This is a genomic window from Streptomyces yamdrokensis, assembly GCF_053890455.1.
The window spans coordinates 1,872,491-1,885,496 of sequence record NZ_CM132679.1 but is presented as its reverse complement, the minus strand read 5'-3'; the positions used below and the strand labels follow the sequence as shown (position 1 = coordinate 1,885,496).

At 72.6% G+C, this 13,006-nt stretch carries 17 protein-coding genes; 13 read left to right on the top strand and 4 right to left on the bottom strand.

Annotation, left to right across the window (positions count from 1 at the left end; all coding sequences use genetic code 11):
• Window positions 1–439: 439 nt before the first annotated feature.
• On the bottom strand, window positions 440–2,017 hold the full coding sequence (locus ACWZEH_RS07870; RefSeq protein WP_456196877.1) for an oxidoreductase: 1,578 nt from the start codon (window positions 2,015–2,017) through the stop codon (window positions 440–442).
• A 208-nt stretch (window positions 2,018–2,225) separates the two neighbouring features.
• On the opposite strand from ACWZEH_RS07870, the gene hisD reads away from it, so the two are divergent.
• The 8 genes from hisD to hisF are packed head-to-tail and all read left to right on the top strand — an operon-like array spanning window position 2,226 to window position 8,018.
• Complete coding sequence (gene hisD, locus ACWZEH_RS07865) at window positions 2,226–3,566, top strand: histidinol dehydrogenase (protein WP_456196875.1); 1,341 nt, start codon at window positions 2,226–2,228, stop codon at window positions 3,564–3,566.
• Window positions 3,563–4,720, top strand: coding sequence for a histidinol-phosphate transaminase (locus tag ACWZEH_RS07860; protein WP_456196873.1), 1,158 nt, complete (start codon window positions 3,563–3,565; stop codon window positions 4,718–4,720). Before hisD ends, ACWZEH_RS07860 begins: the two co-directional genes overlap by 4 nt.
• Window positions 4,717–5,310, top strand: a complete 594-nt coding sequence (gene hisB, locus ACWZEH_RS07855) for an imidazoleglycerol-phosphate dehydratase HisB (protein ID WP_042166021.1) — start codon at window positions 4,717–4,719, stop codon at window positions 5,308–5,310. The genes ACWZEH_RS07860 and hisB overlap by 4 nt, the downstream gene beginning before the upstream one ends.
• A gap of 2 nt (window positions 5,311–5,312) precedes the next feature.
• The gene (locus tag ACWZEH_RS07850) at window positions 5,313–5,471 is read left to right on the top strand and encodes a hypothetical protein (protein ID WP_257849564.1); all 159 of its coding nucleotides are present in this window, start codon (window positions 5,313–5,315) and stop codon (window positions 5,469–5,471) included.
• Window positions 5,468–6,115 (top strand): imidazole glycerol phosphate synthase subunit HisH, encoded by a 648-nt coding sequence (gene hisH, locus ACWZEH_RS07845; RefSeq protein WP_456196871.1) that lies wholly within the window; start codon window positions 5,468–5,470, stop codon window positions 6,113–6,115. The genes ACWZEH_RS07850 and hisH overlap by 4 nt, the downstream gene beginning before the upstream one ends.
• 4 nt (window positions 6,116–6,119) lie before the next feature.
• Window positions 6,120–6,842 carry a bifunctional 1-(5-phosphoribosyl)-5-((5-phosphoribosylamino)methylideneamino)imidazole-4-carboxamide isomerase/phosphoribosylanthranilate isomerase PriA gene (gene priA / locus ACWZEH_RS07840; protein WP_456196870.1) on the top strand — a complete coding sequence of 241 codons (723 nt, stop codon included), beginning with the start codon at window positions 6,120–6,122 and terminating at the stop codon, window positions 6,840–6,842.
• A gap of 16 nt (window positions 6,843–6,858) precedes the next feature.
• Window positions 6,859–7,263, top strand: coding sequence for a Rid family hydrolase (locus ACWZEH_RS07835; protein ID WP_456196868.1), 405 nt, complete (start codon window positions 6,859–6,861; stop codon window positions 7,261–7,263).
• Entirely contained in the window at window positions 7,260–8,018 is a 759-nt protein-coding gene (gene hisF / locus ACWZEH_RS07830) for an imidazole glycerol phosphate synthase subunit HisF (protein ID WP_456196866.1), read from the top strand. The genes ACWZEH_RS07835 and hisF overlap by 4 nt, the downstream gene beginning before the upstream one ends.
• 23 nt (window positions 8,019–8,041) lie before the next feature.
• On the opposite strand, the gene ACWZEH_RS07825 is transcribed toward hisF, so the two are convergent.
• The 3 genes from ACWZEH_RS07825 to ACWZEH_RS07815 are packed head-to-tail and all read right to left on the bottom strand — an operon-like array spanning window position 8,042 to window position 9,135.
• Window positions 8,042–8,191 carry a VOC family protein gene (locus tag ACWZEH_RS07825; RefSeq protein ID WP_456196864.1) on the bottom strand — a complete coding sequence of 50 codons (150 nt, stop codon included), beginning with the start codon at window positions 8,189–8,191 and terminating at the stop codon, window positions 8,042–8,044.
• Window positions 8,188–8,445, bottom strand: a complete 258-nt coding sequence (locus ACWZEH_RS07820) for a VOC family protein (protein WP_456196862.1) — start codon at window positions 8,443–8,445, stop codon at window positions 8,188–8,190. The genes ACWZEH_RS07825 and ACWZEH_RS07820 overlap by 4 nt, the downstream gene beginning before the upstream one ends.
• A gap of 54 nt (window positions 8,446–8,499) precedes the next feature.
• Entirely contained in the window at window positions 8,500–9,135 is a 636-nt protein-coding gene (locus ACWZEH_RS07815) for a TIGR03085 family metal-binding protein (protein ID WP_456196861.1), read from the bottom strand.
• A gap of 150 nt (window positions 9,136–9,285) precedes the next feature.
• Here ACWZEH_RS07815 and hisI point away from each other — a divergent pair, with 150 nt between their 5' ends.
• The 5 genes from hisI to ACWZEH_RS07790 all read left to right on the top strand — a co-directional run bounded on the left by hisI (window position 9,286) and on the right by ACWZEH_RS07790 (window position 12,858).
• Entirely contained in the window at window positions 9,286–9,678 is a 393-nt protein-coding gene (hisI, locus tag ACWZEH_RS07810) for a phosphoribosyl-AMP cyclohydrolase (protein ID WP_456196859.1), read from the top strand.
• A gap of 11 nt (window positions 9,679–9,689) precedes the next feature.
• Entirely contained in the window at window positions 9,690–11,183 is a 1,494-nt protein-coding gene (locus tag ACWZEH_RS07805) for an anthranilate synthase component I (RefSeq protein WP_456196857.1), read from the top strand.
• A 118-nt stretch (window positions 11,184–11,301) separates the two neighbouring features.
• Window positions 11,302–11,943: a TIGR02234 family membrane protein gene (locus tag ACWZEH_RS07800; RefSeq protein WP_456196855.1), complete on the top strand. Its 642-nt coding sequence runs from the start codon at window positions 11,302–11,304 to the stop codon at window positions 11,941–11,943.
• 151 nt (window positions 11,944–12,094) lie between these two features.
• Window positions 12,095–12,346, top strand: coding sequence for an HGxxPAAW family protein (locus ACWZEH_RS07795; protein ID WP_456196853.1), 252 nt, complete (start codon window positions 12,095–12,097; stop codon window positions 12,344–12,346).
• Window positions 12,347–12,432: 86 nt separating this feature from the next.
• Window positions 12,433–12,858 (top strand): DUF2752 domain-containing protein, encoded by a 426-nt coding sequence (locus ACWZEH_RS07790; protein ID WP_456196851.1) that lies wholly within the window; start codon window positions 12,433–12,435, stop codon window positions 12,856–12,858.
• The last annotated feature ends 148 nt before the right edge of the window (window positions 12,859–13,006 follow it).

Genomic DNA, 13,006 nt, shown 5'->3' with positions numbered 1-13,006 from the left:
AGACCCTTCACGGAAGTTACGGAAGGTTGTACGTCATTCGGTCAAGGCCGGGTAAAAAGGAGGCGGACCTTCCAGGGCGGTCAGGGGTCGGCCACAGCCGGCCGAACGGCTGGTCAGGGACGCGGCAGAGGTCGGCCGGGACGCGGGAGAGGGTGCGGCCGGGGCCCGGGGCCCGGGGGTCCGCTCGGGATCCGGCCGGGGCGGGTCCGGTGGTGTGCCGGGCGCGGAGGTCGGCCAGGGTCCGGTCGCGAAGTCGGCCGGGGTGGTTGTGAGGCGGGGCGGAGGTCGGAGGGGGCCGGTCGGGGACCGAAGGTCCGGTCGGGGCGGGTCCGGTGTGCCGGGCGCGGAGGTCGGCCGAGGTCCGGCCGGAGCGCCTGTCGGGGCGCCTGTCGGGGCGCCTGCCGGGGCCGTGGAACCGGGCAGGGGCCCGGTGGGTCCGTCAGCCGCGGCGCAGGGTCCGGGTCGCCCCCGCGGCCACGGTCGTGGCGAGGATCCAGCCGAGCAGGACGAAGGCGGCCGTGAGCCACTGCCAGCCGCCGCGCAGATGCCAGAACCCCGCCTGGCCCAGGTCGATCACCGGCAGCAGCAGATCCAGGGCGAAGAGGGAGGGGTTCCACGCGGGATGCTCGCCGCTCTTGATCGGTGGGTGGTGCGTGTGCGCGAACGCCAGCGAGCCGCCCGCCCACAGCACCGCCATCCACACCGCGGCCCGCCCCGGCCGGTAGCCGTAGGCGACCGTCCAGTCCTGCGCGTAGCCCCACAGCTTGGCCGCCGGGGGCAGGCTCTCGCGGCGGCGGCGCTGCTTGGCGAGCAGCACCTCGCGGGCCGCCTCCTCCTCGCCGCCGGCCCGCAGCACGGCGGCCAGCCGCTCGTACGGCTCCGGGGTGTACTCGGCGCTCGCCGCGGCCACCCACCCCAGCCGCCGGACCAGCGGAAACGGCCCGCGCGGCACGAGGTTCTCGTAGGCGAAGCCACCCATGTGCAGCCGGCCGGGCCCCGGCCAGCTGTCCGCCCGGTCCATCAGGTTGACCACCCGCGCCCCCGACAGCGTCACCCTTCCGCGGGCCGGCCGCTCCCCGAGGAACCGCAGTTCCGGCGTCTGCACCCGGCGCAGCGACAGCTCCTGATCGTCGGTCAGGGTGAACCGGGCCCGCTCGAAGTCGACCGCGTCCCCGAACCGCCCGTCGTCCAGCCGCATCCCGCCCTGGCACTCGAACCGCTGGATCCGCGTCCCGCGCGCCGGTGTCATTCCGCTGCGCGCCTGCGCGCCGACCCCGGCCGGCGTCAGGTACAGCGACCGTTCGACTGTCAGCTGCGGTGCGTTCAGCGCGAACCGGGCGGACGGGTTCACCAGCCGGGCCCCGCGCAGATTCACCGAGACGCCTATCGTCGCGCTGCGCAAGCTCAGCTCGCCGTGCGACTCCAGCAGTTCGGCCTGGAGGTCCTGGCCGACGGTCATACCGTCCGCGGCGATCGACCGGCCGCTGCGGTCGCGGTGCACGACCGCCTGGTTGAGCAGCAGATCCGTACCGATCCGGGCGTCGGTCAGCCGTATGCCTCCCAGGAAACGACAGCGCGGCAGATGCAGGTCGCCCTCGGTCTGCAGCCGGGCCGCCTCCAGCCGCGGCACCGAGCAGTCCACCATCCGCACCGTCGTGAAGCGGGTCTCCGGCAGCAGCACGTCCCGTTCGAAGCGGCAGTCGCGCATCTCCACGTACGGCGTCACCGTGCCACCCGCGAGGTCCAGCGCACCGCTGATCAGCACCCCGACCAGCTTCAGCGAGGAGACCCGGCCGGCCAGGGCCGGCGGGCCGTCCAGCAGGAGCCAGCACACGATGCGGGCCCGGACCGTCCGCTCGGGCCCCCACGGATGTCCCCCGTGCGGATCGTCGACGACGGCGTCCCCGCTGCTCAGGTCGTACACGCTGCCGTTTCGGAAGGCCTGCCACATGCCGGCCTCCGTCGCCGTCAGGTCGTCCGGGATCTCGCCGGCGCGTCGTCCCTCCTCCTCGGTCACGGCTCTCCCCTCCCTCCCCAGGTACTCGTGGGTTCGTCGTTTCGTACAACTCGTACGCGTACAACGGTTCATGCCCACTGGGTGAACCCTCGAACACAGAAAGTAAGGAGGATCTTCCCGGTGTGCACAATGGGTCACCGAGAGGGGTGCGTATCAGCCATTGGAACGCCCGCACGGCGCCCGACGCGGGTCTGAGAGAATTGAGCACGTGCTGCAACATTCCTTCCTGGCCCGAATCGATCTGCGCGGCGACGCCCTCCCCGAGGGCCCCGCCCTGCGCGACCTGCTGCCCCGAGCCGACTTCGACGTCGCGGCCGCCCTCGAGAAGGTGCGGCCCATCTGCGAGGACGTGCACCATCGGGGCGACGCGGCGCTGATCGACCTCGCCGAGCGGTTCGACGGCGTGCGTCTGGAGTCCGTCCGGGTCCCGGCCCGGGCGCTCACCGACGCGCTGGAGCGACTGGACCCGGCCGTCCGCGCGGCCCTGGAGGAGTCCATCCGCCGCGCCCGGCTCGTGCACCGCGCACAGCGCCGTGAGTCCCACACCACCCAGGTCGTGCCCGGAGGCACCGTCACCGAGAAGTGGGTGCCGGTCGACCGGGTGGGCCTGTACGCGCCCGGCGGGCGCTCCGTCTACCCGTCCTCCGTGATCATGAACGCGGTCCCGGCCCAGGAGGCCGGGGTCGAGTCGGTCGCGCTCGCCTCGCCGCCCCAGAAGGAGTTCGGCGGACTGCCGCACCCGACGATCCTCGCCGCGTGCGCCCTGCTCGGCGTCGACGAGGTGTACGCCGCGGGCGGCGCCACCGCCGTCGCCATGTTCGCCTACGGCACCGAGTCCTGCCCGCCCGCCACCATGGTCACCGGCCCCGGCAACATCTGGGTCGCCGCCGCGAAGCGCTACTTCACGGGCCGCATCGGCATCGACGCCGAGGCGGGACCGACCGAGATCGCGATCCTCGCCGACGACACGGCCGACCCGGTGCACGTCGCCTCCGACCTGATCAGCCAGGCCGAACACGACCCGCTGGCCGCCGCCGTCCTCGTCACCGACTCCGCCACCCTCGCGGACGCCGTCGAGAAGGAACTGGCCCCCCAGGTCGCCGCCGCCCGGCACGTCGAGGACCGGATCGCCCCCGCCCTCGCCGGCCGTCAGTCCGCGATCGTCCTGGTCGACGGCCTCGACGAGGGCCTGCGCGTGGTCGACGCCTACGGCGCCGAGCACCTGGAGATCCAGACCGCCGACGCCGCCGCGCTCGCCGGCCGGGTCCGCAACGCCGGCGCGATCTTCGTCGGCCCCTGGTCCCCGGTCTCCCTGGGCGACTACGCGGCGGGCTCCAACCACGTCCTGCCCACCGGCGGCTGCGCCTGCCACTCCTCGGGCCTGTCCGTCCAGTCCTTCCTGCGCGGCATCCACATCGTCGACTACACCGAGGACGCGCTGGCCGACGTCGCGCACCACGTGGTCACGCTCGCCGAGGCGGAGGACCTGCCCGCGCACGGCGCGGCGATCAAGGCCCGGTTCGGCTGGAAGGTACCCGAGAGCAAATGAACGCCATCAACGCCACCGACGTCACCATCGACGACCTCCCCGTACGCGACGAGCTGCGCGGCAAGTCCCCCTACGGCGCGCCCCAGCTCGACGTCCCCGTACGGCTGAACACCAACGAGAACCCCTACCCCCTGCCCGAAGCGCTGGTCGAGCGGATCGCCGAGCGGGTCCGGGAGGCCGCCAGCCACCTCAACCGCTACCCCGACCGGGACGCGGTCGAGCTGCGCACCGGCCTGGCCGCCTACCTGACGAAGACCGGCGGACACCCCGTCGGCGTGGAGAACGTCTGGGCGGCCAACGGCTCCAACGAGGTCATCCAGCAGCTGCTGCAGACCTTCGGCGGCCCCGGCCGCACCGCGATCGGCTTCGAGCCCTCGTACTCGATGCACGGACTCATCGCGCGCGGCACCGGCACCGGCTGGATCTCCGGCCCCCGGGGCGAGGACTTCACCATCGACCTGCCCGCCGCCGAGAAGGCGATCGCCGAGCACCGCCCGGACGTCGTCTTCGTCACCACCCCCAACAACCCCACCGGCACAGCGGTCCCTGCCGGGACCGTCCGCGCCCTGTACGAGGCCGCGCAGGCGGCGAGGCCGTCGATGGTGGTCGTGGACGAGGCGTACATCGAGTTCAGCCACGGCGACTCGCTGCTGCCGCTGATCGAGGGCCGCCCGAATCTCGTCGTCTCCCGCACCATGTCGAAGGCGTTCGGCGCGGCGGGCCTGCGCCTCGGCTACCTCGCCGCGCACCCCGCCGTCGTGGACGCCGTGCAGCTCGTCCGCCTGCCCTACCACCTGTCCGCCGTCACCCAGGCGACCGCGCTGGCCGCCCTGGAACACACGGACACGCTGCTGAAGTACGTCGAACAGCTGAAGCGGGAGCGGGACCGCCTGGTCACCGAACTGCGCGCCCTCGGCTTCGACGTGACCGAGTCCGACGCGAACTTCGTCCAGTTCGGCACGTTCGCGGACGCCCACGTGGTCTGGCGGAAGATCCTCGACCGGGGCGTCCTGGTCCGGGACAACGGTGTACCGGGATGGCTGCGGGTCTCCGCGGGCACCCCGGCCGAGAACGACGCGTTCCTCGACGCGGTCGGTGAACTGGTCAGCTATGTGGGGGCCGCCCCCACACCCCCGAAGGAGCAGAGCGCATGAGCCGCGTAGGACGCGTCCAGCGGACCACGAAGGAGACGTCGGTCCTCGTCGAGATCGACCTCGACGGCACGGGCAAGACGGAGATCTCCACCGGGGTCGGCTTCTACGACCACATGCTCGACCAGCTCGGCCGGCACGGTCTGTTCGACCTGACCGTGAAGACCGAGGGAGACCTGCACATCGACTCGCACCACACCATCGAGGACACCGCCCTGGCCCTCGGCGCCGCCTTCAAGCAGGCCCTCGGCGACAAGGTGGGCATCTACCGCTTCGGCAACTGCACGGTCCCGCTGGACGAGTCCCTCGCCCAGGTCACCGTCGACCTGTCCGGCCGCCCCTACCTCGTGCACACCGAGCCCGAGAAGATGGCGCCGATGATCGGCGAGTACGACACCACGATGACCCGGCACATCCTGGAGTCCTTCGTCGCCCAGGCCCAGGTCGCGCTGCACGTGCACGTGCCGTACGGGCGCAACGCGCACCACATCGTCGAGTGCCAGTTCAAGGCCCTCGCCCGGGCCCTGCGGTACGCGTCCGAGCGCGACCCCCGCGCGGCGGGCATCCTGCCCTCCACGAAGGGCGCCCTGTAAGCATGAACGGCCTGTCCACCGCACTGATCGTCGTCGGCCTGTTCTTCGCCGGCGGCGTCGTCTCGTTCACCAAGCAGAAGATGCCCAAGGGCGTGACCGCGGTGCTCGCCGTCGGCGCCGTGCTGTGCCTGACCGCGGGCGTCCTGCGGCTGGAGGTGTGACCGTGAGCACCACCAAACGGGTCGTGGTCTTCGACTACGGCTTCGGCAACGTCCGCTCCGCCGAGCGCGCCCTCGCCCGCACGGGCGCCGACGTGGAGATAACCCGCGACTTCGACACCGCCATGAACGCCGACGGGCTGCTGGTCCCCGGCGTCGGTGCCTTCGCCGCCTGCATGAAGGGCCTCAAGGAGGCGCGCGGAGACTGGATCATCGACCGCCGCCTGTCCGGCGGCCGGCCCGTCATGGGCATCTGCGTCGGCATGCAGATCCTGTTCGCCCGCGGCATCGAGCACGGCGTCGAGACCGAGGGCATGGACGAATGGCCCGGCACGGTCTCGCCGCTCCAGGCCGACATCGTGCCCCACATGGGCTGGAACACCGTGGACGTGGCGGCCGGCTCCGAGCTCTTCGCCGGCCTGGACGCGGACGCCCGCTTCTACTTCGTGCACTCCTACGCCGTCCACGACTGGACCCTCCAGGTGGACAACCCGGTGATGCGGGCCCCCAAGGTCACCTGGTCCACCCACGGCGAACCGTTCGTCGCCGCCGTGGAGAACGGCGCCCTGTGGGCGACACAGTTCCACCCCGAGAAGTCCGGCGACGCCGGAGCCCAGCTCCTCACCAACTGGATCGGAACCCTGTAGCGACATGGCCAAGCTCGAACTCCTCCCCGCCGTCGACGTCCGCGACGGCCAAGCCGTCCGCCTGGTGCACGGCGAGTCCGGCACCGAGACCTCCTACGGCTCCCCCCTCCAGGCCGCGCTCGCCTGGCAGCGCGCGGGCGCCCAGTGGCTGCACCTGGTCGACCTGGACGCCGCGTTCGGCACCGGCGACAACCGCGCGCTGATCGCCGAGGTCACCGGCGCCATGGACATCAAGGTGGAACTGTCCGGCGGCATCCGTGACGACGAGACCCTCGCCGCCGCCCTCGCCACCGGCTGCACCCGCGTCAACCTCGGCACCGCCGCCCTGGAGACCCCCGAGTGGGTCGCCGAGGTCATCGCCGAGCACGGCGACAGGATCGCCGTCGGCCTCGACGTGCGCGGCACCACGCTGCGCGGCCGCGGCTGGACGCGCGACGGCGGCGACCTCTACGAGACGCTGGAGCGCCTCGACAAGGAGGGCTGCGCCCGCTACGTCGTCACCGACATCGCCAAGGACGGCACCCTCCAGGGCCCCAACCTGGAACTCCTGAAGAACGTCTGCGCCGCCACCGACCGTCCCGTCGTCGCCTCCGGCGGCGTGTCGTCGCTCGACGACCTGCGGGCCATCGCCGAGCTCGTCCCGCTCGGCGTCGAGGGCTCCATCGTCGGCAAGGCCCTGTACGCGAAGGCGTTCACCCTGGAAGAGGCCCTGGAGGCCACATCTTGAGAAGGGACACGGCCCGATGACGTCCGAGGCCGTACGGCGCGTACGGGGCGACAGCCCCTGGGACGAGTCCTTCGGGTCCGCGCGCGCCGTGGCGGCGGGCGACCGCGTCCTGGTGGCCGGCACCACCGCGTTCAAGGGTGATGTGCTGTACGGGGAGGGCGACCCGTACGAACAGGCCAAGGCGGCCTTCGGCAGCGCCCTGGAGGCGATCGCCGGGTTCGGGCTCGGCGTCGACTCCGTGATCCGCACCCGCGTGTACCTCGCGCACTCGCGGGACATCGACGCGGCGGGCCGCGCCCACAAGGAACTGTTCGACACGGTGCGCCCGGTCACGACCCTCCTGGTGGTGGAGGGCTTCATGGACTCGCGCGTACTGGTGTCGGTGGAAGTCGAAGCATTCAGAGGAGCCGTGATCTCATGAGCCTGGCGGTCCGAGTCATCCCCTGCCTGGACGTGGACAACGGCCGGGTCGTCAAGGGCGTCAACTTCCAGAACCTGCGTGACGCGGGCGACCCCGTCGAGATGGCCAAGGTGTACGACACCGAGGGCGCAGACGAGCTGACGTTCCTGGACATCACCGCCTCGTCGGGCAACCGCGAGACGACCTACGACGTGGTGCGCCGCACCGCCGAACAGGTGTTCATCCCCCTGACCGTGGGCGGCGGCGTCCGCACCACCGAGGACGTGGACAAACTGCTGCGGGCGGGCGCCGACAAGGTCGGCGTCAACACCGCCGCGATCGCCCGCCCGGACCTCATCCGGGAGATCGCCGAGCGTTTCGGCCGTCAGGTCCTCGTCCTGTCGGTCGACGCGCGCCGCACCGAGTCCGGCGACTCCTTCGAGGTCACCACGCACGGCGGGCGCCGGGGCACCGGCATCGACGCCGTCGAGTGGGCCCACCGGGCCGCCGAACTGGGCGCGGGCGAGATCCTGCTCAACTCCATGGACGCGGACGGCACCAAGGACGGCTACGACCTGGACATGATCGCCGCCGTCCGCAAACACGTCACCGTCCCGGTGATCGCCTCGGGCGGCGCGGGCCGGCTCACCGACTTCCCGCCCGCCGTCGCCGCGGGCGCCGACGCGGTCCTGGCCGCCTCGGTCTTCCACTTCGGCGACCTGCGCATCGGCCAGGTCAAGCAGACCCTGCGGGAAGCGGGCCACCCGGTGCGCTGACGCCCGCCGTCCGGCCGGCTCGCTCAGTCCTGCCTGGGCCGGGCGAGCCGGACCGGATTGCCCACCGTGTCGTCCAGGACCGCGGTGAGCACCGGGCCCTGGTCCCGCGGTTCCTGGACGAGGGCCACGCCCTCGCCGCGCAGCCGCTCGTACTCCGCGCGGCGGTCCGTCACCGAGAACACGATGACGGGCAGCCCCGCCTCCCGCACCGCCCTGCGGTACGGTTCCGCGACGGGGGACCCTGTCCCGGCTCCAGCAGCAGCTCCAGATCCCGCTGGGCACCCTCGCCCGCCCCGACCGTGACCAGCGGAGTGCCGTCGCCCAGGTCCGTCCGGGTGCGGGTCCCGAAGCCGGGGACGCCGGTGCAGAACGCGTGCGCCTTGGCCACGTCGTCGACGTACACACTGGTCATGGCGACCTCGATCATGGGGATTCTTCTTCCGGTCCTGCGGTGCCGGGCGGCCCCCGGGATCGTTCGGACTCAGATGCCGAGCTGCCTGGACGCGTTCAGCTTCTCGATCGCGTCCGCGTCGCCCACCAGCTCGACCTCGGCCACCTCACGCCGCCCGTAGACGAACAGCACCAGCTCCGAGGGCTCACCGGTCACCGTGACCACCGGTGTGCCGCGGTGGGCCACCGCCGTCCGGCCGTCCGGGCGGCGCAGCACCAGGCCCGTGGCCGCGCCACGGCCCACCATCCGGGCGGTCTGCTCCAGCCGCGACCACAGGGTGTCCTGGAACACCGGGTCGAGCTCACGCGGCGTCCACTCGGGCTGCGCGCGGCGCACGTCCTCCGTGTGGACGTAGAACTCGACGACGTTCGACAGCTCGTCGATCTGCTTGAGGTTGAAGGGCGAGAAGCGCGGCGGGCCGCTACGGATGAGCTGGATCAGCTCCTCGTACGGCTTGGCGGTGAACTCCGCCGTCACCCGCTCCAGACGCTGGGCGAGCTGCTTGACCACGATCCCGCCGGCGGCGTCCGGCCGGCGCTCGCGCACCACCACGTGGGCGGCGAGGTCGCGGGCGCGCCAGCCCTCGCACAGAGTGGGCGCTTCCGGGCCCGCGGTCTCCAGCAGATCGGCCAGGAGAAGTCGTTCACGCTTGGCATGGGTCGACATGAAGCCAGCCTACGGTGACCCGCCCGGTCCGCACACCCGTCGCCCGGCCACTCCCCGACGGGGCGCGTACGCGCCCCGGCCCCTGCCGCGCCCTTCCAGTCGGTGGACGGGCAGCCGGACGGCGCCCTCCCGCACGGCACAATGGCTTCCATGACCAGCACGTCCCGGCCCAGCCGCCTCGACCCCGAGATCGCCGCACGGCTCAAGCGCAGCCCCGACGGCCTCCTGCCCGCCATCGCCCAGCAGTACGACACCCACGAGGTGCTGATGCTGGGCTGGATGGACGACGAGGCACTGCACCGCACCCTGACCACCGGCCGCTGCACCTACTGGTCGCGCAGCCGCCAGGAGTACTGGGTCAAGGGCGACACCTCCGGGCACGTCCAGCACGTGAAGTCCGTCGCCCTGGACTGCGACGCCGACACCGTCCTCGTCCAGGTCGACCAGACGGGCGCCGCCTGCCACACCGGCGCCCGCACCTGCTTCGACGCCGACGTGCTGCTCACGGACACCCCCGCGGGCGCGCACGCCCCCGGTCAGTAAGGTCTGCCGCCATGGACCTCGAGACGTTCCGCAAGCTCGCCGCCGACCGCCGGGTCATCCCGGTCACCCGCAAACTGCTCGCCGACGGCGACACCCCGGTCGCGCTCTACCGCAAGCTCGCCGCGGACCGCCCCGGCACCTTCCTCCTGGAGTCCGCCGAGAACGGGCGCTCCTGGTCCCGCTACTCCTTCGTCGGCGTCCGCAGCGCCGCCGCCCTCACCGAGCAGGACGGGCAGGCGCACTGGCAGGGCACCCCGCCCGTCGGCGTACCGGTGGGCGGCGACCCGCTCGCCGCACTGCGCTCCACCCTCGAAGCCCTGCACACCCCGCGCGACCTCGCCCACGACCTCGGCCTGCCGCCCTTCACCGGCGGCATGGTCGGCTACCTCGGCTACGACATCGTGCGCCGGCTCGAGAACATCGGCCCCGGCGAGCGGGACGACCTGCGGCTGCCCGAGCTGACCATGCTGCTCACCAGCGACCTCGCCGTGATGGACCACTGGGAGGGCTCCGTCTGGTTGATCGCCAACGCGATCAACCACAACGACCTGGAGACCGGCGTCGACGAGGCCCACGCCGATGCCGTGGCCCGGCTGGACGCCATGGAGGCCGACCTCTCCCGCGCGGTGGCCCAGCCCCCGGCCGCCCTCCCGCCCTCCGAACTCCCCGACCACACCGCCCTGTGGGGCGGCCCCGACTTCCGGGCCGCCGTCGAGGACATCAAGGAACGCATCCGCGCGGGAGAGGCCTTCCAGGTCGTCCCCTCCCAGCGGTTCGAGACCCCCTGCACGGCGAGCGCCCTGGACGTCTACCGGGTGCTGCGGGCCACCAACCCCTCGCCCTACATGTACCTGTTCCGCTTCGACGACTTCGACGTCGTCGGATCGTCCCCCGAAGCACTCGTGAAGGTCGACGACGGGCAGGCGATGGTCCACCCCATCGCCGGCACCCGGCCGCGTGGTGCCACCCCGCAGGAGGACCAGGCCCTCGCCGAGGAACTGCTCGCCGACCCCAAGGAGCGCGCCGAGCACCTCATGCTCGTCGACCTGGGCCGCAACGACCTCGGGCGGGTCTGCGAGCCCGGCTCCGTCGAGGTCGTCGACTTCATGTCCGTCGAGCGGTACTCGCACGTCATGCACATCGTCTCGACGGTCACCGGCCGGGTCGCGCCCGGCCGCTCCGCCTTCGACGTGCTCACCGCCTGCTTCCCGGCCGGCACCCTCTCCGGCGCTCCCAAGCCCCGCGCCATGCAGATCATCGACGAACTCGAGCCGTCCCGGCGCGGGCTGTACGGCGGCTGCGTCGGCTACCTGGACTTCGCCGGGGACTCCGACACCGCCATCGCGATCCGCACCGCGCTGCTGCGCGACGGCACCGCGTACGTCCAGGCGGGCGCCGGAATCGTCGCCGACTCCGACCCCGTGGCCGAGGACACCGAGTGCCGCAACAAGGCGGCCGCCGTGCTGCGCGCCGTCCACACGGCGAACCGGCTGGGCACGGTGTGACCCGCGCGCCCGGGGAAGGCGCCGGACGCACCGGGGACCGTGTGCCACGCGCCCGGAGCCGTGTGAGATACGACCGGGACGAGCCCCGGGTGACCGTTCGCACGCGGTTCACGCGATAGTGGAGTACGTGACTGCTGTTCCCCACTCCCGTTCCGAGGCCGCCGGCTCCGCCCGGACCGGCCGCCTCAGCCTCGCCGTCGCCCTGCTCTGCGGTGCCCTGGGCGCCGCCGTGGTCCTGCTCGCCACCCGGCAGCAGTGGTCCGAGGGCACCGCGACCGTGGCCGGCGGCTCCTTCCCCCTGACCGCGAGCGGCAGCGACGTCACCGGCGTCCCCGCCGCCCTCGCCGTGGTGGGCCTGGCCGCGCTCGTCGCCGTCTTCGCCGTCCGCCGGGCCGGCCGGTCCGCCGTCGCCGCGCTGCTCGCCCTGGCCGGAGCGGGCACCGCAGTGGCCGCCCTGCTCGGCGCCCTCGACAGCTCCGCGCTCGACGACAAGGCCGCCGAGGTCTCCGGCGACACGTCGGCCACCGTGGAGGCCCTCGGCCACACGGCCTGGCCCTACGTCGCGGCCGCGGGCGGCCTGCTGCTCCTGGTGGCCGGCGTGCTCGCCCTGCGCCACGGCAGGCTGTGGCCCGCGATGTCCGGCCGTTACGAGCGCGCCGCCGCCCCGCGGCCACGCCGTACGGCCGCCGCCGGCGATCCCGACCGGCCGGAGGAACTGTGGAAGGCCCTCGACCGCGGCGAGGACCCCACCGGAGTCTGAACCACCGGGCCGCCGTCTCCCCTCCGCCGAGCGGCGGGCGAGGGGCGTTCACCGCGCGGAGGAGGACCCCCGATCACGGCACGCGCGCGCGTGCGGGACAATTGATCCGAGCATCCTGCTCAGACACGCACACAGCACTGAGGAGCAAGCAATGGCGGGCAGCAGCCACGGTCACACCCCGGCCGCCTGGACCGGTGTCATCATCTCGTTCATCGGTTTCTGCGTCGCGAGCATGTTCATGGTGATGAACTCGCCGGTGGGCTTCTGGGCCGGCATGGTCGTCGTGCTGCTCGGCGGTGTCGTCGGCGGCATCATGAAGAAGATGGGCATGGGCCAGCAGCAGCACGTCCACCCCGTCAACCCGCCCTCCGCCGACCGCGAGCCGGTCCGAGCCGACAGCTGAACGCCGGGAGCACTCCCGGACGGGGGCGGCCGGCACACGGGTGCCGCAACCGCCCCTGACGCGTGTGCGCGGGGCACAATGCCCGTGTGAACGCCGTCAGCCCCAGCGTCTCCCGCTCCGCCGCCGCCCGTCTGGCCCTCCCCGCCGGAGCGCTCGCCGCCGTCGCCGGAGCCTTCGCCTACGTCGGGGCGGTGGACCCCAACGAGCCCGGGCACTACCCCGCCTGCCCGCTGCTGCGCCTCACCGGCCTGTACTGCCCCGGCTGCGGCGGACTGCGCAGCGCGCACGCCGTCGCCCACGGCGACCTCCTGGCCGCCCTCCAAGCCAACGCGCCCGCCGTCCTCGGCTACGCGGCCTTCGCCGTCCTGTGGACCGTATGGGTGGTCCGCGCGGCGCGCGGAAAACCCATACGCGTCGACCCCCAACCGGTGCTCCTGTGGTCCCTGGGGGCGTTCGTACTGGTCTTCACGGTTGTCCGGAACCTGCCGTTCGGTGGCTGGCTGCATCCTTGATCAACTGGTGAACGTCCAGGTAGTGGGACCGGCGTCAACCGGATGTGAGGCGTACCCCCTGCTGCGGATACCATCGCAGTGACCACCGGTTTCGTCCGGCGACCCGCCCGCCAGGACGGGGAACGCCACAAGGACGGAAACGAACGCA

What these genes read in the sequence shown, in the direction of transcription:
- ACWZEH_RS07860 (WP_456196873.1), top strand. Translation starts at nt 3,563, where the DNA reads ATGAACGCCATCAACGCCACCGACGTCACCATCGACGACCTCCCCGTA.
- hisB (WP_042166021.1), top strand. Translation starts at nt 4,717, where the DNA reads ATGAGCCGCGTAGGACGCGTCCAGCGGACCACGAAGGAGACGTCGGTC.
- ACWZEH_RS07850 (WP_257849564.1), top strand. Translation starts at nt 5,313, where the DNA reads ATGAACGGCCTGTCCACCGCACTGATCGTCGTCGGCCTGTTCTTCGCC.
- priA (WP_456196870.1), top strand. Translation starts at nt 6,120, where the DNA reads ATGGCCAAGCTCGAACTCCTCCCCGCCGTCGACGTCCGCGACGGCCAA.
- ACWZEH_RS07835 (WP_456196868.1), top strand. Translation starts at nt 6,859, where the DNA reads ATGACGTCCGAGGCCGTACGGCGCGTACGGGGCGACAGCCCCTGGGAC.
- hisF (WP_456196866.1), top strand. Translation starts at nt 7,260, where the DNA reads ATGAGCCTGGCGGTCCGAGTCATCCCCTGCCTGGACGTGGACAACGGC.
- ACWZEH_RS07820 (WP_456196862.1), bottom strand. Translation starts at nt 8,445, where the DNA reads ATGATCGAGGTCGCCATGACCAGTGTGTACGTCGACGACGTGGCCAAG.
- ACWZEH_RS07815 (WP_456196861.1), bottom strand. Translation starts at nt 9,135, where the DNA reads ATGTCGACCCATGCCAAGCGTGAACGACTTCTCCTGGCCGATCTGCTG.
- hisI (WP_456196859.1), top strand. Translation starts at nt 9,286, where the DNA reads ATGACCAGCACGTCCCGGCCCAGCCGCCTCGACCCCGAGATCGCCGCA.
- ACWZEH_RS07805 (WP_456196857.1), top strand. Translation starts at nt 9,690, where the DNA reads ATGGACCTCGAGACGTTCCGCAAGCTCGCCGCCGACCGCCGGGTCATC.
- ACWZEH_RS07795 (WP_456196853.1), top strand. Translation starts at nt 12,095, where the DNA reads ATGGCGGGCAGCAGCCACGGTCACACCCCGGCCGCCTGGACCGGTGTC.